The 22,612-nt window shown below is 40.4% G+C and carries 5 protein-coding genes; all 5 read right to left on the reverse strand.

What is annotated here, in order from left to right:
* Positions 1 to 52: 52 nt before the first annotated feature.
* The 5 genes from EO766_RS13520 to EO766_RS13540 are packed head-to-tail and all read right to left on the reverse strand — an operon-like array spanning position 53 to position 22,612.
* The gene (locus EO766_RS13520; RefSeq protein WP_287101351.1) at positions 53 to 12,601 is read right to left on the reverse strand and encodes a hypothetical protein; all 12,549 of its coding nucleotides are present in this window, start codon (positions 12,599 to 12,601) and stop codon (positions 53 to 55) included.
* Positions 12,602 to 12,610: 9 nt separating this feature from the next.
* Positions 12,611 to 18,094 carry an ATP-binding protein gene (locus tag EO766_RS13525; RefSeq protein WP_287101352.1) on the reverse strand — a complete coding sequence of 1,828 codons (5,484 nt, stop codon included), beginning with the start codon at positions 18,092 to 18,094 and terminating at the stop codon, positions 12,611 to 12,613.
* 1 nt (position 18,095) lies between these two features.
* The gene (locus tag EO766_RS13530; RefSeq protein WP_287101353.1) at positions 18,096 to 20,294 is read right to left on the reverse strand and encodes a hypothetical protein; all 2,199 of its coding nucleotides are present in this window, start codon (positions 20,292 to 20,294) and stop codon (positions 18,096 to 18,098) included.
* A gap of 12 nt (positions 20,295 to 20,306) precedes the next feature.
* Positions 20,307 to 21,464, reverse strand: a complete 1,158-nt coding sequence (locus EO766_RS13535; protein ID WP_287101354.1) for a hypothetical protein — start codon at positions 21,462 to 21,464, stop codon at positions 20,307 to 20,309.
* A gap of 41 nt (positions 21,465 to 21,505) precedes the next feature.
* Positions 21,506 to 22,612, reverse strand: coding sequence for a hypothetical protein (locus tag EO766_RS13540; protein WP_287101355.1), 1,107 nt, complete (start codon positions 22,610 to 22,612; stop codon positions 21,506 to 21,508).

A 22,612-nucleotide genomic window follows, 5' to 3' on the forward strand; every position in this document is an offset into this window, starting at 1 on the left:
AGTAGGCAGAATCCACCTACTCTCACTTGACAGATATATGTTACACAGATACCTATTGGTACATATCCAAGTCTTTGGTAGCCATGTAATTCAGCTTGTTAATAACACCTGTTTCAGGAAGAACCAGATTACCTTTAGTGGCTTTTAGGAACCATTTCTCGAAAGAGAAGTTAGGATCTATGCCTAATCCACCCTGGCCATCAGCAGTCCACCATCCTGTAGAGCTGTATTTAACCAGTTTCCATGCGTCCTTAACTACATCCATAGATGGGATAGGGTTACGGAATACAGTGTCAAATACTGATGGGCTGGCGTATAGGTTAATGTCCTGTCTACTTCTAATCATCATATTGATGAGCACATTCATACTGGCTTTTAGGCTTTTATCTTCATCGTCATCTTTTCCTCCTTTTAACCCTCTAAGCATTAATACCGCTGCGGAAAGGGTAAGGTAAAACTGAAACTCACGAATGTTACGTTTCAAGTTGTCTACATCTATAGCGCTTTCAGATAGTGATCTTACATCTCCATTAGCCATTTTAACATTGATACCTTTAGTCACATCCAGGTTTACATACGGTATCATGTTTACTACTCCTTTAAATAAGGATTTGATAGAGTTGTTAATGCCGATCGACTGAAAAGTTCTATATCGACCTTTAGTATTCCTGCCTAAGAATGGATCTTCACGCTCAGAACCAAACCTGGTATACCAGCCTTCTACTAACCAGCTTGCTCTAAACTGTCCCAGTAACCTGCCAAGTATATACCCTTTCATCTGCATAGGACTGTTTTTATCCATGTTACCATGCAGTATCATATTTACCCGGCTTACATAGTTTCTGAGTGCACTCCATTCTTTTACATCCATAGTACTGTTTGGATTATACCAATCAGTATTTTCTCCAAACCTTTCACTGTCCCATACTCCTTCATGGTTAAGTGTTTCCCATACATTTACTTTCTTAGCTTCCCCATTTTCTGTCACATCTACCTGCTTATGCATCAGCATGGCCAGTGTGGAAACTCCTTTCATAAAGAAATCAGATTCTCTCATTAGTACAAATGGATCCATGTATTTCTGCTTAGCCATGGCTTTTAGTTCAGGAGTCTTACCATACTTGTTTTCTACGTAATCCCCTACCACTCCCAATCTTTCCATAGCACCATGTACTTTTTTAGCCAGGTCTTTATTCTTGAGCGCTTGCATCATCATGCTCCAGGCTTTGTTTACTTCCTGAGTGTTAAAGTCTAATCCGCCGGCAGCATGTATATAAGTGGATATCAAACCAAATGACAGGTTGGAAAACGCTGAGAACAAGTTTAAACCTAACGATTTTCTTGCACTCTGTTCAATCAACCAGTCTCCTGCTTTACTCCCATACACAGTGTAGTTTTCATATTTACTCATCCTTTTATTCCAATCCTCCATCTTTTGCTGGTATACTTTATCATTTTCTTCATTAGTCTCTCCCAGCTTACCTTCTTTATAGGCATCATTGAGTTTGGTACGTTCTATTTGTAATGCCTCAATAGCTTTAGCCATTTTATGCTGCTTACCCATTACATAACTAAGCGGGTTGTATGGATTGGTAAACTTACGGCTAACCAGCTTTCTTTCCCCATTTTCATCTTCTACATGAGTATTTTCAGCATAAATATGCATTCCGCTTTTAAACTCCAGTTGTCTTGGGCGTAAGTAAATTAGTGCATCTTCCAGGTATTTCAATGCTGATATAGCATTAGGTATACCTTGCCTAAGTGTTACTATCTTACCATTCAATTCATCTTGTACATTACCGGCCAGCCTGCTGTTATGAATATCAGCGAAGATGGATTTGATAAGCTCCACACTATCTTTCGCAGCAGACGCATGCTTATAGTGTATAGCAGAAGCCACAAACAGTTTCATGTTCTTCTCCAGCTCTTTACTCCTCTCATCCAGCGGCACTTCGTTTTCATCGGTAAACGGAGTAGGTATTTTGTTATAAGCCTGGTTACTGATCAGTTGCTCATACTCACCTGCAGTAAACTTACGGGTTTGAGATTCATTAAAGTTCTTTAGATCTGCAATAATTCTTTCCCATCCCAGCTTCACAGCATTTTTGTGCACCACCGGCATAAATCCCTCAGGTAGTTTTTCACGGATATTTACCGGCATGTAGGAAATCAATTCCTGCCTAATAGCATCAAAATCCTGATAGTGTTTTTTCATTTGCTCATCAGACATAATCTCAGTATACCTACTGTCCCACATTTCTGTAGCAGAAATTTTAGGAACAATATGTACAAAGTCATCATTTGCTGGTGAGAGAGAACGCTGAGTAGAATTGCCAGTAATCACATTAGGACTGTACTCATTACGAAATTTCAGCTTTTCCTGCTCTACCTCTGCTGCTGTGAGATAACCATGCTTGCCAGCCTCTTCATCGCTCATTCCTTCTGGAGCTTGTTTACCTTCAATCCATGCTTCATAGTTTCTACGGGCTTCCAGGTATTTCATGTATTTATCCTGGGCCATTTCAATAGCCCTGTCTACGTAAACTTCTCCAATCTCTTTTTTCAACTGTTCACGGTATTGCTTAGAAGCTTCATCTTCTTTTAATTCACCTGTTTCTCCTACAAATAGTTTATTGGTGTCAATGAAAGTAGCTTTTTTCTGAAGCTCTCTGTTGTACTTAGTCCATGCTGTTTTCTTTGCAGTTTCAACACGCGTATCATCTGCTCCGGAAGCTTCTACGTGACGGATACTTCCATTACGTTTAGCTTGCAGAGAGTCAATGAAATTATGAAACGCTGAAGTGTAAGGCACAATCATCCGCTGAGTAGAAGGGTCTATGAACTTCGATAGGATAGCTTTATGAGCTGTTCCTTTAGGATTACCTCCATTCATATCAGTGATAAGCTTGTCAATACGCTTCATAGTCCTGTCTCGATCTTCATCTTCCTGGCGGCCCATAGTTTCCACAAAGCCTCCTACTTTAGAAAGAGCAATACTGCTGGCTGTTGATAATGCCCTACCCAACTGCTCGGCTTTAGGAGTATCAACTACATTAGTGATATCAGCATTAGTTATGCCAAGTTCTGCTGTAAGGTATTCCCGGCTTTTACGGATTAGATTATACTTAGCCTGAGTAGCACGCTCCGCAATAGCTTTTAACCTGTCATCAGCTTCCATAATATCTGCACCGTGTATCAGTTCTTTAATACCTCCCCACATATCAGCTATGTAAGAGGCAGTAGCCATTTCATTAGGAGTAGGATCTTCCAGCTTAGCTACTTTCTCGGCGTATTTAACCCACTGTTCTCCCAGGTTGTAAACAGCTTCGATCGGTGTCAACGGTTGAGTTAACTGATCTACTTGTTTCTTGAGGTCTTTAATCTGCTGTAACCTTTCAAAGCGTTGCGCCTCGTTAAGTTTACCGGATAAGCTTAACCTCAGTTCCACCAACTGCTCTTTTAGTTTGGCAGCTACTTTCTCATTTGGAGTTAGTGAGTTGGATATGTTAGCATTGGTGAATGCATCTCCATCAATAGCTCTTGACAAATCAGGAGTAGTACCCTCTTCATAGTTGTATTTTTGAACACGCTGATGAGTGATAAGATCCAGGCCGCGTTTTACACTTTCTTCCAGCATACTTCCTTCCTGAGCACCGAGTGCTTTACTAATAGCTCCCCATACTTTACTAATGATGTCTTTGATGTGATCAAACAATGACTTCTTACCTTCATACTTTTGTGTATTCAGCCATTTTATAGTGGCCCCATCGGTGAATATAGCACTCAGGAACTCTCTTGAATTAGAGAACTTGTAGTCTAAATCTTTGTTGCCACTCGCTTCATAAGCTTTTTTAGCTTCCTTGTAGATGTCATAGAAGTTTTTAATCTTCTCTTGCACTTCAGGATTAGCTTTTACAAACTCAGTCAGCTTACGTACTACATCTTGAGTGGCAGTATTCATTTTAGAAGTATCCAAGTCGCCCATCATATTCTCATACCCCATAAGCATCATGGAGCTATTATAATGCAGCATTTCATGTACAATATTCTCTGCCAGCATAAACTTGTTACCTACTATACCCTGACTAAGTTTAAGTGTATTTGAAATACTACTAAATCCAGCTATGGCATTTCCTGGTAATCTATCTACCACTTGATAGCTCAACGGAGCATTAAGCCCGAGCACGCTGGAGAAAATAGAATCTTCTGCCCCGGTACGGCTACCAGCAATCAATGCGGCCACTTCCCTCAAGTATGCCGGCTGCTCTGCATCACGGGCAATCTCTACCAGTTTACCGGTAAGTTCCTCTCCTTTCCCCTCAGCAGAAGATAGTGTCAATGTATTGCTTTCTTTACTCACCTGGTTTTCCTTGAATATACTCTTCACTTCTCCGGTAGAGGTAGCAGAGTATTCTGAAACCTGCATAGTGTCATTTCCAAGGGTATCAATCTGGTAAAATCTCACTCCCTTACCTTCTATGTTTTTATCCAGCTTATACAGTTTCCAGGTGTTACCGTCACGGAAACTTAAATAGTCTCTGTATTTCCAGGCTTTGCTGCCTTTACCATCTGGTACCCAGGTTCCTAATCTTCCATGACTGTCATTTTCTGGCAATACCGGTAGCATAAATTCAGTTCCTATCTTTTCAGGTTTGCCTATTTCTTCCAGTGTTTCACTGAGTTGGGTAGCCCTGGCCGGATTATGCTGCAGATATTGTTCAAAGTAGCGTTTAACAAACAACCTTTCCACAGCACCCATCAGTTTACGCTGGCCTTCAGCTATCTCTGTGCCAGTGATAATACCATGGCTTACAAACTTCATAAAGTTCTTGGCTGTCTGTTTACCACCTGTGGCATACAGATAACGTACCAGGTCACTTCCCAGCTTACGTTTTTCTACATCATCAGAGCTGATCAAGTTAATCATGGCTCTTTGACCTTCTAACACATCTGTATCAGACATTCCATACCCCACGTAGCTTACTGTATCTGGTCCACCATCGGTAGATATTGTAGCTGTAAGCTGTTTTAAGAATGGGTCAGTAGCAGCCCAGCTATTCTGTGCACGTTTTAACCTTTTAGCTAAACTATCCTGTCCAAACATCAACCTCCTCCTTTCCTGCTCAGCAGAATCAAATAAACCGAGTGCATTATGTGAGTTAATAAACTTCTGCATCTCGTTGATGTTTTCTCGTTTCAGTTTATCGTTAGGCTCTCCATATCCATCTTCTGCTGTAAGAGAATGGATATACTGGGCACCGTAATCAAACTTATGTACAGGAATAATATCTCCAAACAGTTCTAAGGCAGCTTTGGTGGTGTAATCATAAAATGCTCCCATCTCTGTTCTCTTATCATTCTCATCATTAAACACTTCACTGAAACCTTTAACAGTGATAGGATCTTTTCCAAAAGTATCAAACCTCTGAATCTTCTGCTCAGTAGAGAGTGCAGTGAGCATATCTCTTCCGGCGCCTTTGGTATTTTGAGACAGTGCACTATCGGCTACCACCAGCTGAGTGCCTATGCTATCCAGCGTTTTAAACAGCTTCATTGCGGCTGCCTGACGTATAGCAAACTCTCTGCTTTTCTGGTTCATGCGGATAGTTTCCATGAGTGTAGGAGCATCAAAAGTATAGTTGTCAATCTGTTTACGTACAGTAGCAGCTTCTTCATCACTTAATCCCTTCATGGCCATACTACTGTATTTGTTAAACAGTTTATCCATCAGGTTATCCTTGAGGTTAAACTCAAAGCTTTTACTCAGCGTGTCATTGCCTGTACTCATCCCAGATACAAATTCTTTTATCACCGGCTGGCTGAATAAACCTACCTGGTACCTCAAGTCCATTGACCAGCCTTCAGCGTTCCCGTCATCGGTTTGTAAACGTGACATGGCATTAGAGGCAGCTCCTACAAAGCGGTTAAATCCAGCTCCTGAGAAGTCCTGGTTCTTAGCATTATCCACAGCGGCCCCCAGCTTCAGCTGGCTATTACCACTTTTGGTTCTTTCCAGCTTTTCTCCTTTCTGGTTAATGTATGTAGATCTACCATTACCGGTAACCAGGGCAAGTTTAACTACCTTACCATCGTTATCTTTCACTTCTACATTAGCCGGTTTCCATTCCAGTTCTCCTTCTGGATTGTAATCTGCCGAAAATAAACCTATCTTCCTATTCTCCAGTTCAGCATTAGAAATAGCTTCCCTTGCGTTCTGTCCCACACCAATTTTAGCATCGGCCAGCGTCTGGCGGATATTATCCTGTGCTGCTGCTGTGAAGAAGTGAGTGATTGGCCTATCCTTAGGTTCCAGTAGTTTTTTCTGTTCTGGTAAATCCTCTTTATCCAGTTCCTGCATCATGCGTGAAAACATAGCCGGATTGGTAAGTATCCCCCAGTGTATGTTAAAGTAATTCGTTTTTAACTTATTTAATCCCCATTTGCTTTCTTCTTCCAGTCTATCTTTATGGTATTTATTAATATCATTTGCTACTTTATCATCTTCTTCAGCAGTAACAAGTTGTTCATCTGAGCCTTGATATCCTTGAGATCTAAGCATTTCAATTTTAGATACGTCACGTGATTTGTCAAATTCTTTTATAATCGTATGCTTAGGATAATTAGCACCATATTTTGATTTAAGTATACTTACTACTTCATTATATACTGTAGTAGGAGTAATTTCTTTTCCTTTATTCTGTAGATTTAATCGAGCTTCATCTTGATAAAAAGCATATTGATTTTTGTTCTCACCCGGATATACTCTGTATTTTTTAGTATCATCTGTTATTTTCACTCGGTTGTGTAGAACAGTAATATGTCTTCTGAACGTATACAGTTTGTCCACGTCAAAGTCGCCACCCATCTGAGTAGTGATGGCTGCTGGTACAATGATTGAACTTTTCATATACGCCGGTAAGAATCCTGCTATCTCTATTGGCAGCATGGAACCGTGACCCTGGTTAGGAATACGTACACCTACCAGCTGTAAAGCTTCTTTAGGTAGTTTTTCCGTATCGATCATTTTCTTACCATCTACTTCTTTCACGTAATCGTTGATATCGATACCTACCGGAGCAAAATAGTCTTGAGATACAAGTACCTGAGCTGGGTTTACAGTATTACCGTCCTCTGAAAGGTGTGCAGTTTTTAAATTACCTTCAAGCTGAGTGGCCCATACTATTTCATTGTTATCGATTTTACTGTCTTCCCAAAAACCAATTGTAGGTTTCATACCAGCGGGACTTACCTGTACAAAAGCCATACCCGGTATCATCAGATCTTTCACTTTATTCAACTCAGCAAATAGTTTCATTTCCAGTTTACTGGCTGACTTATTGAGCATGAAAGGTATCTTCAACTCGTTTGTACCATCTAAGAAATCTACAAGGGATTGGTAATCATCTATCTGAAATCCTGATTGACCTTTAACGTAATTAGCAAGGTCACTAAACAGTTTCTTAGGATCAGATAGAGTTACTTTACCGTTTTCATCTTGACTTGCTCCAATTTTATCCAGATAACTTTTAAAGTTTTCACCTAACCACTCTTTAGTCAAATCTTCCATGTACTGCCTGGTTTCCTTTCCATTCAGCGGTTTATCGGCACCTACATTAAATTTCACATCATCCGGCATAAATACCAACCCTTCTCTGATGTTTTTATGTGCCTGTGTAGGTACTTTAATCTCAGGTTCATTTTCATGCGGGTGTATTTCCTGCTGTACACGGTAGTTATCGCGGTTTATACGCTGACGAGCATCTGTTGTCCATTCTTGTGATTTAAACACATCTTCATTAACTGTACCATCATTATTAAACAGCTTTACCAGTTTAGCCGGTGCTCCTACTTTACGGTTGGAGATAAAATCAATCACATCTATACCATCTTTTTCCATCGCACGTCTGATTTTATCCATTTCCATACCAGCTATTGCTGGAGGATAAAGGTAGAAGGTAGATGGTTTAGTGTAATCCACTCTGGATAATCCTCCTACAGGCTCGTTGTGCCCGTATACTACAGGTTTACTTGGGTTTATTTCCAAATGATATAGTTTAGAACTGACATCTTCCGGAAACTCATAATGCCCATCTTTAGCGTTATTGATAGTTTGTAGACATTCATTATACTGCTTTTCAGTGATCAGCGATTGGCCATAAGCTCTATGTAACCATTCTTTCATGGTTCCAAACTGCTGAGCATCTGTAGCATTGGCTTTCCAGTCTAACCCTGCAGATTTAAGTTCACTGATAGCTGGTTGGAAATCATCTGCCACTACAGAAGTGTAAAACGGCATACCGTGGCTATTATCAGTATCCAGTCCCGGAGCTATTGGTCCGGCCATACGTTTGCTGTATTCCGCCATCGTAGCGTCTACTACAGCTTGTTCCCGGCCTTGCGCTATTTTTCTACCTATCACATTCCCATTTTCGTCTTTAACATCAACCATGTCTTTTTTACCAGGTTTAAAGAATTGAGCCGGATCACCAAAGAACATCTGTGCCATGGATGTTTCTGTAAGAAAATCATTTACAGCAAAATCAATAGCCAACGCTTGAAGCATGATGTTTTTAGCTTCCTGATTGGCTAACACTTTACCATCAGGAGTTACAATATTGTACACTGTTTTACCCGGTCCGTATGCGCTTTCTACTTTGGCAGATCTTACCTCGAATCCATGCTGTTTAAGAATGGCTTGCAGTTGTTGGGGACTACCTGGTAAGCCTGTTTCTAATAGCTTACTATCTTCCCATGACTGTTTGGTAGAATCTATGATGTTATTGATGCTATGTAAGAGTACTTTTAATACAGCGTCTTGAAATTTTACTCCCTGGTTAACAGTAGTGGTGGGATTAATTTGTCCCATACTGTTCCAGATAGTATCGTACTCCTGCTGAGTAAGAATATTCTGCTCAACCAGTTTACTCATAGCCTCTTTGTTCATGTAGGGAAGCAGGTAAAACAGGTTTTTACCATCAGCAAATCCTTTTACGTTATCAGCTGTGCTTTTCAGCATGCGGCCGTATTCAGCAAGGAACACATGGTTATACATTAAACCAAGTACGCTTGGATGTACCTGAAGTCCTTGTCCGTTCCAGGCTATTGTCTGAAGTACTTTAGGAATGTTTCCGAATATAGGAGCAGTGGTTTTATCAGAGTGAGTCAGTGATAAATGGTCTGCCATACCTTCTCTGCTGTTAAGAAACAAGCCGAGACGTAATGCCTGCAGTTCCCTCGCACTGCCATCAGTGATAGTACTATTACTACCATATAAATTCTTTATAGAATCTGCATAGCTAATACTCAATGAATCATAAGCTGATGGGTTGTTTTCCAGCGTATTAAACAGCCAACTACGTTTACGGAAATTATCTCCACGTATCCAGTCCCTCATCCCGTTCTCGTTGTTTTTCAACTTACGCACGCTGTGAGATAAAGCAGTGTTCATCGCAGTAGATTGTACACTATCCCCGTTTCCATTCTTGTGAGTGGAAGAGTATTTAATGACACTGTATGGTGCTTCAGCTGTAGCCAACAGTTTCATCGTAGTTCCTTCTTCATGCAGAGGACTTTGGTTAAACCACTCTTCACGTTTATCTTCAAATGCGTTATCTTCTCCTACAGATGATGTGTCAGTATCTTTATTAGCGGATAGCCCCTGCAATCTTTTAATCATCACATCGGCCACACCAAGTGGTTCTCCTTCCGCTGTACTGCCGGCGAATATTCCTTTCAGATTAGACCCTACAGATTTAGCTAATCGGCCAAACTCCCTCGCGTCGAGCAGTGTATCGATAGCTTTATCATTCAGCGTAATACCGTTACTATCCAGTAGCTTTTTGAAATAAGCTTTTTTATCAGCATCAGTAGCCTCAGGTCCATATACTTTACCTAAGCCCTCAGTGAGTTCTTTTACCAGTTGCTGATTGATTCCTACAAGACCGTGCTCGTTTTTAGTAAGGATTGGAGAATCTGTCTGGTTAGATTTCCACTGGTTAACTATACTCCTGATCTCACTTGCCCGGTTACTCTCTATCTTTCTCAGCGGCATAAAGCCATCTTTACCTTTGGTGTAAAGAATTACCATCTGTCTACGGGTATGAGCAGACATGATTTTAACCAGCTCTTTCTTTAATTCCCCTCCACTCTTACCCAGTTTTCTTACCAGGTATTCTACCTCAGGTACATCTGCTTTCATCAGTTTATTTAACATTGCATCTGCTGATGGTGGAGTATCGATCAGTATACTTTGAACTCGTTTCCAGAGTTGTTTCTGATCTGTACTTTGAGCCATACCCAGGAAATTCTTTTTAGGTACTGGTACACGCTGAGGAACAAATTCTTTAGCGCTGGCAATCACATCTCCCACTCTCAAGTCGAAACCTTCTTCTTTCTTTACTCGTTCAGCGTTTGCTGCAACGTAATCAGTATCTGCAGCTTTAATAGGAGTAATGATCACCGGACGGTTTTCCATATACGCTGTCATAGGTTTGCCGTACTCCACATTGTCACTATGAAAGTGAATGTTGAGTTTGGTTTTACCTAAACGCTGACGTGTAGTTTGATTGTCAATGGTAAGCTTAATGGTCTTAGCCGGCGGTACTGTCATTTTAAACTCCGCCTCAGGTACAGACAGGAACAATCCTTTAAGCTTAGCGCTGGCTTTATTCAGCATGTTAACACTTTCATTACTGATCTGCCAGTCTTCTCGCTGACGTTCGTTCTGTTCTATTTCCTGATCATCTCTATCTTCGTTCTCGCCATCTTCTACGTCCCGGCCAAGATAGTCGTTATTCACTCCACCGTCTTTGGTGAAACGTATGCCGTTCATTTCCAAATCACGTAATGCATATTCCCAGAATCCATTTCCTTCTGCTGAAGAGAATGAGTTCATCATCGGCTCGAAGTAATTAATAGTTTCTTCTACTTTAGCTTTAACTGCATCTGGTACTTTTACTTCTCCGTTTTGGATAGCTTTGAAGTCTTTTAGTTTCTGAGCAAAGTCTTCTTGTACACGTTTTTTTATGTAATCTACTGTACTCATCCCCAGCCTTTCCATATCCTTCTGCCTGTTATCATCTGCCAGCAGAGCTTCGTATTCTACCATGAACCTGTTAGTAAGAGTAGATACAATTGGAATTTGGCGAGAGGTAGTATCGAAGAACTTCCCGGTTTTATTACCCTGCGCGTCACGGATCGGCACCAGGTAAGCTTCCTGAGATTTACGTAAAGTTTCAGCATCTACAGCAAGTGGATTAACCTCTTTTTCCTCAACAGCTTGTACTTGTACTATTGGAATTACTGGTTTAGCCTCTTGTTTAACACTGTAAGGTTGTTGAGTTGATTCCCAGTTGTATTTATTAATCAAATAATCTAAAGCTGTAGCATGAGAAGGTTCACCTAATTCTTTATAATAAAGTATAGGTTTGCTTTTTAATTCTCCTGATTGCAGTTGTTCCCTTATCCACTGGGCTCTACTATTATCTGAGTTAATTACCCAATCAATATATTTTTCAACACTTTCTTTAGTAGATTTAGTTTCAATTAAAGTAGGATTGTTGGCTAAAACTTTTTTATCACTACTATATGGGTTACCAAAATGCTCATTAGTGTTTTGTACCCTTGTAGAAATTACATTAACAACATGGCCATAGGCTTTTAAAAATGGCTCTTTTGCATCTTTAATATCTTTCCATTGAACTATTCTTACATTGTCGGAGGTAGTTTTATCTCCTAATTTTGAGTATATATCGGTAGATTCACTTTGTTTACTATCGTTAGGCATAGCTGACATCACATTCTCCACAGCGTCAAGAGTAGGTTCGCCGTTTATATCTTCACTGCCTTGTTGTTTAGCAGTTTTTTCAAACACTTCTTTAATTGCTTGCTTTCCTGATTCAGTAATTTGTCTGGTTCCAATTCCTGCGTAATTTTTTGTAAGTGTGGGGGTGTCAGTTTCTACAAAATTATTCTCTTTAGTATTCCAAGTAAACCATTTACCTTTAGATTGATCAAATACATACACAGGTTTACCATGGTTAATGGCCATCCCTACAGCATATCCAGTACCACCTGTTACAGAAGATGCTTTAGCTGTACGCGTATCTCCCGGTATATTAGGAAATATCTTTTCACCAGGTTGTACAATTTTACCAATAGCAAATACTCCATCAGAATATTTAACTTGTGCCCAATTCCTAATCAACCTACTATCTTTCATAGCTTTGTACTGATAGCCAAAGTTTCTTGCAGCTGCTTTAGCTGATTCAATACGTCCTTCTTCATAATCCTCAGAGGAGATATGTTTGTTTCCTATTGGTGTTCTATCTCCATAGTAATAATGAACGTGATTTGTAAATCCTAAAAGTTTACCTATTCTATCCCATTCACTGTCTGATCCTATAGCTCCTCCACTATGATTTGTAAATAAGCTTTTCTCAATTGTTGGAGATAACATATCTCCGTATTTAGATTGAAAATCTTCACTTTTTACCCAGCTCCATACTTGTAGAGCTTTATCTTCTCCATATTTCTGTAAGAGTCCTGCATATAACAAAGAAGGCTCCCCATTAGGAGCCAAAAATTTATTACAAGTTGTCATAAAATAGGTTTAACATTTTTCGAAAGGGTTATGTATATCCGGATTAATGGATGTGATGCCAAGTTTCTGGTAACGATCAAATACTTCTTGTGTCGTCAATGCATTACGGTTACCATTAACCGAAGCTAAGTTAGATAGTTTCTCTAAATTGTCCAAAGTAAGTTTCATTCCACCCTGGTCTATTTTAAAAGATTTTACTTCCACATCACCAGGTTTGTTGAAATTATCAAAGTCATCATCTGTTACCTCATCAGAGAAAAACTCTTTTACCCGGTCGGCTATTTCCTGTTTGTCCTCAGATTGTACAGGAGTGATTTCTGTTAATCCCGCTTCTGCTGGAGAAGATGCAGCTTGTGCTACCAGTTCAGTAGCGCTGTTGATGTCTTGCATCAATGGAGCTGGATCAAAGTGAATCTGGCTATTTACGTTGTACACGTATTGAACATCTTTATCTTTCCTCGGAGTATAGCTGATGTTACCTTCCTTGTCAATATTGGTTCCACCGTATAGTGATGTTTCCAGTATCGATTTAGCGTAGTCATTGTAACTATCAAATTTTTGTGTACGTACTCTGCCCTCTCCCATAATCTCTACAGCGTTAAACTCTCCGGGCATGTTTAACCCCGGACGTTTACCATCAGATAAGTTAATAGTTTTAAACTTATCCTTGACGATATTCTCCAGGGCCTGAGCAAATGCCGAATCAAGTTTACCATTCACCAGTTTAGCTTTTACCAGGCTTCCACTGTTCATACTTACACCCACCTTAATCTCATTGGCTCCGAACTTTCCATCTTTCACAGCAGATCCAATATGCAACATTTTACGAGCTACCCCTGAAGCTTTTACCATTTCTTCATCACTGAAGTTGGTAGTTGGAGTATAGTACTGTTTTACGAACTCTTTTAATCCTGCAATCTTAGAGATGTCATGGCCGGTAGCTTCCAGTATTTTAGCTCTTCCTTCTTTCGCAGCGATATTCTCTACATTCTGCTTTAACTGTAGATGCCATTCTATTGCTGTAGCCAATCCTCTGACCTCTGCTGCAGAGAGTTTAGGAGTGGTCATAGGTACAGGCATGTGCAGCCCATTGGTAAGAGGAATGTAGGCTACTATTCCACCGGCAATGGCTTTCTTTTGAGAGTCGGTCATCTCTACCAGCGGTAGTGTAGTCGGCGTATTCTTATGAGTAAGAAAGTTCACTGAAACAACTTCAGCTCCGCTTCTTACCGGTTCTACTGATCCGAATACCATATTCTTATCAAAGAGCATCTTATCTGCTTTGTAAGTCTGGTACGTAATCTCCCCCTTTTCAGCTTTACCAGCATAGGTAAGGTGGCCATTACTTACATTGTTAACAGTTGTTTCCAATGGAGTTGTAATTCCTTTTTCCCATCTCATAATCAAATGGTCACGTATAGCACTGTTATCCGCCAGCTCCACTGCCAGTTGATCTTCTGTTAGTGTATGGTTGATATAATTCCCTTCTCCATCTTTTGCTGTGAGGAAATCTTCTGTAGGCAGATAGCCAATGCTTTTACCGGTAGTAGCATCTATTATCTTGATTGGCAGGCTCATGGTCTGCCCTCTGTCTATTTTACCTTTCTCATCTACCCAGTCAGAAAACTTTTTACGTTCCTGTATATAGTTACCGGTGCCCCTATCCAGCTTTTTATAGCTGTTTACCAGGTCATTAAAATCCTCATCTACCACTAATTGAAGTTTAGCTCCAGGTACAAAATGGCCAATCCTCAGCGTATCCTTGTTTGTCGAAGGATTAATTTCATACGTGTTGATTGTAACTCCTTTAACCTGTATCCCCACTGTCTTATTAACTGTACGGAATGTGCCCGGTTGTTGTACCAGTTCCTGCCTTTCATTGATGACATTATTGAAGTTTACCTTAGAAAAACTTTGAGCTTTATCCCCGGTGAGCATTTCCTGTACATCATACGGAGATGATACTACAGGTTGCTGTATTTCTGTATCTCCATCATCTATAGTTTCATCTACTTGTTCTAAATCCTGCTGCTGAGAAGAGATTGGTTCTGCTACTGTTGCTGCAGGCTGAGAAACCAGTTCAGTGGTTCCAACGGGTGCAGGTAGTTCCTCTGCAGTATGTGATTTCTTTTCCATTACTGCATCTCTCATCAGGGGCTGTAAGCGCTGTAAACCTGCATTGGTAAGTTCTTGTAAACCTACTGTAGGGTTATTTTTCAGATCTTCAGCTGTAAGCGCATCCATTTTCAGTTCTACCTGTTTAGCTACTTCAGCTTGCTTAGGATTAAGCTTAGACATTTCATCCAGGTAGTTGTTAGTTTCAGGGATGAACTCTTTTACCTCAGTATCAGGTAGTTTAATCAACCCGTTTTCATCTGTCTCATAATCTTGCCCGGCACTACTTTCTTCATAATCTGTACTCTCCCATGACTCAGGCACAGGAGGTGCACCTACCATCTGGTCGTACATATCTTCCTCGCTGTCATGCTGATCTACTTCCACTTGAGAGGTAGTGGGATTTTCCTTCATCTCTTTTTTAGTAGGTGGAGGAGGTGCCTGTTGCACTTCAGCTGCTTTCTGTTGGGTTGCTTGAGTTTGCTCACCAAGTATTTCCAACTGAGATTTGATTAAACCAATCTCATTGGTCAGATTCTCTACCATCTTTTTTGCAGCGGCCAGTTCTCTGTACAATGATAGTAGCTTGGTTTTATTGGCCCAGATTCCCTTGAAAGTCTTTATCTGCTCTTTGATCTCGGCTACACGCTGCTGAAGAGAGGAGAGCTGTTTACTCTTTTCCTCCAGTTCAGACTGTTTGTTAGCATATTCTTTAGCTTTCTGGTCTGCTGTAAGCTGAGCTACTGCAGCCCGTTGTCTTTGGCGATAGAAACTTTCAGCATCCTGCTGTTGTACCATTTTCTTCAGTTCTTCCTGAAGCTTTCCTTCATGCTCATGGAACTGCCGGTAGAGGTCAGCCTTGGTGTTATCTCTTGTCAGCTGCTGATAGTTTTTAACAGCGTTGGCGTGTTCTTGTTTGTATACTTCAAGCTGAGCACGTTCAGCCCTGGTTACGTTAGAAGCTGCCACTTCGTTAAGGTAGTCTTGTATAGATTTACCCTCATTCTTTTCTGCCCAGGTATTGTAGCCGATGCTATTTTTCATAGCTTCCCTGTGAGCATCAATGTCAGCTTTATTCCTTTCATGGATAGCTTTAATCTCGCTGGCCACCTTATCTGCATCAGCGTGAGGATCTGTCTGTTCATCGATATTTACATTTACTCCGTATTTACCTACGAGTTCATTAAGCGCAGTTAATCCACGTTTCCTGGATTGTTGTTTTCCCTCTTCTGTAAGTACAGGAGAAGACGCCTGTAGTAATCTAACCGCTTCCTGTAGTTTTTTACCATCTTCAGTCAAAGCTGATTGTTTGGCATTATGCTCATCAATAGCTTTGTTCCATGCACTTACTTCCGGATCTACTACTGCAGACGACATTACTGTGTCGAGGTCATCTAATGATTCCAATCCGGCTATACGTGATTCTTCTTTAGCAATAGCTTTTTCTGCCAGGTATAAGTTGGCTTTCTTAACAAACAAATGATTAGCTACCTGTTCAGTAATAGGATCAGCTTCGTCAGTGTACTGTCTATGTATGTCATGGTACATACGTTCCAGATGATCCATGTGAGCAGCATATTCCAGTGCTCTTTCTTTGTAGCTATGGTCATTGGCATCAATAGCATAGCCCGCATTCATTGCAGCGGTTTTACCGGCAACTTTCTGCTGCTGAGAAAGAAGAGATTGGAGTTTCTGTTCCATCTCTGTAGTATCCTCTCCATTCTGCTTAGCATCATTGATAGTAGTAGTAAGACTGTCTATCTGTGGTTGAAGCTGTTCACCGAGGTCTTTAGTATTGTCAATTTCAGCTATTTGCTCGTATTGCTTTTTCCATTGATCAGCTATACCCAGTTCAATTCCCTGGAATGCGTTAATGGTAAATAATTCATGTCTTACCTTTTCAGCTTCCAGTGCATTTCCTTTACTTACAGCGTCTGCCAGCTTTACATTTAATGCATCTACCTTTTCCAAATGATCAGCCAGTGCATCCCGGTAGTTATCGAATGTAGCTTTAACTGCACGTTCATTATAGGTCTTACTGTTAACCAGGAATGTTTTGTACTTAGCTTCTCCAGTGTTTGGATCAATTACTACTTTACCATCTTTCATATCCATTTCACGTTGGCCTTGTGCATTATAGTAAGTGTATCTTGGAGATATATGATCTATGAGGAATGCCTGGGCTGGTCCCATGGCCGCACCAGATACGAAGTTGAGTAAACCTTCTTGATTGGTAACATCCCCGGCATAGTGCTTGATGTAATTCCCCAGCATGTCCATGATGTTACTATCGTGTTCTTCTCCTGCTCCTATCCTTCTACCCTGGTACTCTGATTCCTGAGTGTTTACTTCTTCGATACCCTCTTTCAGCATTTCAGCTGCGTAGCTGTTAATGCCCTTACGAGGATTGAAATGTTCCATGATAGCCGGATCTTCCAGCGTCATAGAACGTATACGTTTAAGGTAGTCTTTAGTCCCTTCCCCTTCCAGCATTGCTCCTTCCCCTTTAATAAACTTCTTCACAGCGGCTTCTGGTTCATGGAATATCGCGGCCACTTCACCCAGGTTCAATAGTGTGTTAACTATGGTATTGGTACGTACAGTAGCCGCAGCACCTTTACCGGCTTTATCAGTTGCTATTTTATCAGCTGTGGCGGGGTCGTATCCATTCCTAAGTGCGTTGTCGTACTGTTTCTGATATACTTCTTTATAAATCTGGTTCCCTGACATTGCTCCTTCTACATAAGCAGAAGTCATAGCTGTACCTAACTGAGCCGTTCCTTTGATAGCTTTTAATGCTGCTCCACCTTTTTCTAAATCCATTAATACCCCGATGCCTTCAGCTAATTTAGCACTAACTCCGCCTATCCCTGCTGTAAAAGTACCCAGTGCTGCAGCTCCTTCTGCCAAAGATTGTAACCAGTCAGCATACCACCCGAAATCAGTCAAATCTATTTGCTTATCCGGATGTTCCTTGTATATATCTCCCAATGGGTTGTGTACTTTGTTAAAAAACTCGATCCAGTCGTTTGTATAATCGTTTTTAGGATCAAATATTTCTGCTAAGTACCCTGGAGCTTTTAATATACCTGTAACTGTATTTGCTGCTGCATTACCTACTGCTCTTCCTATTTGTTGAATTGCACTTTGATTTTGAGCTCTCTCAGTATCAATATCCTCAGAAAGATGTACACCTCTTTTATTTAAATAAGGTTCATAAGAACTGATATCGACAGTTGATGTTTCTCCTGAAGGTAATCCTGTTCCTACTACATTCCACAATGGAGATGCAGCAGGTTTACTACTTTTTTGATTAGTAGAAGAATTAGGTTGTGTGTTATTTTCACTTCCTATTTGATTCCATAAATTAATTCCCATCTTATTGGTTTAAATCATGACGTAATGCTGATAAAGCCATTGTTACATCGGCTTGAGATTGGTATATCATAGGTCTTTTTAAAGGATCTATAAGTACTTTACCTTGTCCATCAGTAATTTTGTATGATGTACTTCCATCTGGTGTAACATTTTTATAGATATTATACCCGATTGAGTTTCCTTTAATAGTTTCCATATAAATAGTTTTAAAACTATTATTAGGAATATCTGCCACTTTACCAGAGTAAAAGTCACTTAATAACTTAGTTCCTATTGCTTGACTTTGCGGGTTTTTCTTGTTCAATAATTCCATTCCAGCAACTTCATTTTCATTTGCTCCCCCTGGAAATTTTACATAGTATTTACTTCCATTTTTCACACTTCCATTAAACCTACCTGGAACATTTACATCTTTACCATCTTTAGTTTCTACAGTAGCATCCATGTAATGATTGTCTCCAATTTTATCAGTTGTGATACCATTAAGTTTTAAATGACTCCTAACTGCATCTGCTTTTTTATCATCCAGAATATTACCATCTGCATCCATAATTACAATAGATGGGTTACCAGTAGCTATAGCCTGATTTAATTGCTTAGAAGCATCTGATTCTTTATCCAGTTGAACAATTTTTGGAAAAAAACTTGCTCCAAAGTTTTTAGATTTATCAGCTAATACTTTTTTAGTTAACTCATCTTTTTTATCTCTGAGGTTGTTTAATTCTATCTGTTTCATATGCCTTTGAAGAGCCGCATCACCTGTCATTATTTTATGAGATTTAGGACCTTTACCGGCTATAACATCTGCCAAAGAAGTTGTAGGTGGGGTAAGTTCTTTTTCAAGTTGAGTTAGTCTGCTTAATTTATCCTTTCCTAATCTGGCATTTACTTCCTGTTCCACTGCATTAGCTACAGAATTTAATCTACTTACATTAGATTTTATTACATCTAATTTTGCTTGTACTTGTTCACGCTGAACAGGATCAAGATTAGGGTTATTTAAAGTAGTTTGTAATTGCTGCATATTACCCTGCTCAGTAGATAAGGCATCTTTTAAGCCTTTAGAATCTGACGGTATTGTTTGTAATCCTACAGCAGATCCTTCATACACTAAAGGAGGTATTGCAGGAGGCTTAGCATTTTTATCATGTTCCGATTTATAGTAAGGATTTTCTCTAAAGGTAGTCCCGCTTTCATGTTCATTTACAATATACTTATGGGCATATTTTAATGCTTCTTGTACATGCTGCTGCTCAATCATGTCTTGCTTCAGTTGTTTGTAAGCATCCCCAAAGCCCATACCTTTTTGCATCTTGTCTTTCAAAGCATCCCCTACCGTATAAACAGTATACTGTGGTTTACCTTTTTTGTCTAAAACTGGTTTACCATCACTACCTAATATTATTCTGTTTTCCAGTGGTCCTTGTAAATTAACATTTTCCGGTTTGAGGTGAGTATAATCATCCTTATATGTTCCAAGTAACCTTTCTTGTCTCATATAACTTTTCCAGCCCTCACTTGAGTTCATATAGTCTTTAACTAAAGCTTCAACTTCATTACCATTAAGAGATCTCGTTTTACCTTCTTCATCAATTAACCATTTTCCATCTTTACTGAACACAGTTCCTTTACTTCCTATTACAGTAGGATTAGCATGGGCTAAAGCTTCATCCACCAGTTTAGGTTTATCAATTTCTTTAGCCGGATCATACCCTCTATAATTAGCTTTATACCTACCAGTAGTTGGGTCTATTTGAATAGTACCACTTTGCTTATCAGCAAGGCCCATTAACTTGTCAATAGTCTCTCTACTTTGAATATCTCCTTTTTCGTATTTATCCTCCAGAGATTTACGATAAGCTGCTCTTGCCTGCATGTTTTGGGCAAATGGCATATAATCTTGAGGAAGCTGCTGAGCAAGCATAGAAGTTTCTCTCGTAGCATTTTCCAAATCTGGTCTGCTTGAGATAGCTTTAAGAGACTTAGAGTATTTATCTCTTAGCTTTTGTAATTCAGGTTTATCTGCACCATTAGCATTTAAGGAATTAAAAAACCTGGTAGTATAATCAATGTTATTCTGAGCTTGATCGTACTGCTTTTGCATTTCCTGGCTTACTTGTACCATTTCCGGTACAGGACTACCCTGATACTCTTGTATCCGATTACTGTTGGCCAATCTATATCCGTCATACAGTCCCATAGGTGATAAGGTTTAATGCCACTTACTGGCGTTCTTAGCGAATACAGCTCTACGTACCTGAGTGGTAGAGTACTTTCCTTTGTTAGCCAATACGTGGCTGGCAAATTCTTGTGTACCCATACCGGCACTTTTAGCGCTCGCTGTAAATTTACCGCGATTGTTTGGATTTATGTGAATAGATCCTCCGTTTCCGTATAACATTCCACCAAATGCTTTATGGCCGTACATTCCTTCATACAGATCCGGGTTAGATTCTCTGAGCTTTTTAGCCCATTCAGTATCTTCTCCGAACTTACGGTCTGCTACTCCACTGGCTTGCCACATTGGTTTAATGGTATTCCATTTTAACATGTCCAGGTTCATCCTGTCTTTGTTTTCCTGCTGGCTAATGTATTTATCTGAAGCATTAGCAAGGTTGGCAGACTGTTCACGCCGATTAGCAACCTGGGCTTCCACCAGATCTCGTTTCCATTGGTTATTCATTCCCACGTTCTGCCCTTCTATACCGGCATTTACCCTATCAGCTTCAGTTTGAAGTTGAGCATTGGTATTGCTTTCAGATTCAGCTATGCTGTTTTTGGCACGGATATTACTTGCAAGGTTGGTAGCCTTTGCCGCAGCTGCTGTATTTTCATCCAGCGTGCGATCGAGATTCAGGTTAATCCCTCTCGTCATCCTGTCTGCTTCAGCTCTTTGGTTATCATAGTTTACTCTACGAGCGTATACAGGATTAACCACTCCCGGAGCATTAGGTAATGGAGCACGTCTGAAACTGTTAGCTATGTTTGAGATGTAAGGAATTATATCTCCGAACTTACTGAACACGTTTATCCTTTGTTTAGTCATTGGTTGAGGTGCAGAAGGAGAAGCACCAGCTGTTAATTTTGTAGGAGCATCTGGCAATTCTAATGGTGCTTGTCCAGTTCTTACAAGATCAGCTGTAGTAGCTCTTGGGCGTTTATTACCCCCTACTCCAACTGTGGGAAGTTCATACATACTGCCAAATGCTGCTGTACGGTAGCGAGGAAGGAATGTACTATTATCATTGTTAACATTCATCCAATTGTAATTTGTTCCGCCTGAAAGAGAAGAACTTACATCGGTTGGACTATTAACTGGCTGTATATCATTGCCTCCCCAGGCAAATTTCTTTACAGCGGCTTTCTGCATTTTAGCATCTTTGCTTACGAATACTGATTTACGCATGACTATTAGTTTAATCCAAGCATGTACTTGGTGTATTCCTGACTTAATTTAAGTTGGTTCTCCTTTTCTCTCATCAGCTTGAGACTATTAATACGCTCAGGGCTGATTGCTTTCATTTCAATTTTACCTATAGCTTTAGCCAATGGTTTATGTAACTTGGCAAATCCCAGCCTGTCTGAAAACACATAATGACCATCGGTAGTTTCTTTACCCTCTACTTCAGCTCCCATATTGGGAATTTGAATCCCACCATCTTCGTGACTTGGCCCGTTAAATTCTGCTGCTGTGGAAGATAAAGGAGTGGAGGTTCCATCGGTTACATCTTCGTTAGCGATATTACTCATTGGGCCTCCTGCGGCCAGATAACGATCGGTTAAGTTTCCCCCTACAGCCAGTTTAACTGTCTGCATATTACCAGTGGTGCCTATAACAGACTTATTGGCGTTATCATATCGCCAGGCTCTTGCCCGTGTTTCTCCGGTTTTATCGTTGATATAGGTGTAGTCTTTACGACCGTCACCATAAGTATCCGCGTACATTCTAAATCCATTGTTATCTATGGAAGTAGAAAATGGCACACGGGATACAATTCTTCTTTCAGTAGGGAATGTAGTAGCCAGTTGATTAGTAGTCATAGGTGCACTACCAGGTCCATTCAAATCTCCTCCTGCAGCATAATACCCGGAAGCCAGGTTTCCTTTGACAATTGACGGGTCGCTGGCTACTCTTGCAGCGGCCATATTCTGATTTTGTTGTATCTGGTTAACCATCTCTTGTCCACGTAACCTATCTGCTATTTCTTTCTGCTTCTTGTTAGCTATCAATCCTACTCCAGCTCCAATTACTGCGCCAGCTGCTGCCCCCCATGGTCCTCCAAAAGAAGCCCCCATAGAAGCAAACTTACCCGCATTACCCAGTATATTACTGGCAGCACTCTTTTTACCATACTGATCAGCAGGGCCCATAGAGTCAGCCAATGCTCCTACAGCAGCGGCTCCTTCTCCTATTTGAGCATTACGTTTAGCACGTTCTGCGTCAGTTTCAGTAGCACTGTCTACCGACCCGCCTATTCCGTATTTCTTGTATCGATATTTTCTGGCTAATGTTCCCAT

The sequence above is a fragment of the Hydrotalea sp. AMD genome (genome assembly GCF_004100315.1).
Classification (GTDB): Bacteria; Bacteroidota; Bacteroidia; order Chitinophagales; family Chitinophagaceae; genus Hydrotalea; species Hydrotalea flava.

Excerpts from the sequence above, each read along its gene's own strand:
- EO766_RS13520 (WP_287101351.1), bottom strand. The coding sequence starts at position 12,601 with ATGACAACTTGTAATAAATTTTTGGCTCCTAATGGGGAGCCTTCTTTG.
- EO766_RS13525 (WP_287101352.1), bottom strand. The coding sequence starts at position 18,094 with ATGGGAATTAATTTATGGAATCAAATAGGAAGTGAAAATAACACACAA.
- EO766_RS13530 (WP_287101353.1), bottom strand. The coding sequence starts at position 20,294 with ATGGGACTGTATGACGGATATAGATTGGCCAACAGTAATCGGATACAA.
- EO766_RS13535 (WP_287101354.1), bottom strand. The coding sequence starts at position 21,464 with ATGCAGAAAGCCGCTGTAAAGAAATTTGCCTGGGGAGGCAATGATATA.
- EO766_RS13540 (WP_287101355.1), bottom strand. The coding sequence starts at position 22,612 with ATGGGAACATTAGCCAGAAAATATCGATACAAGAAATACGGAATAGGC.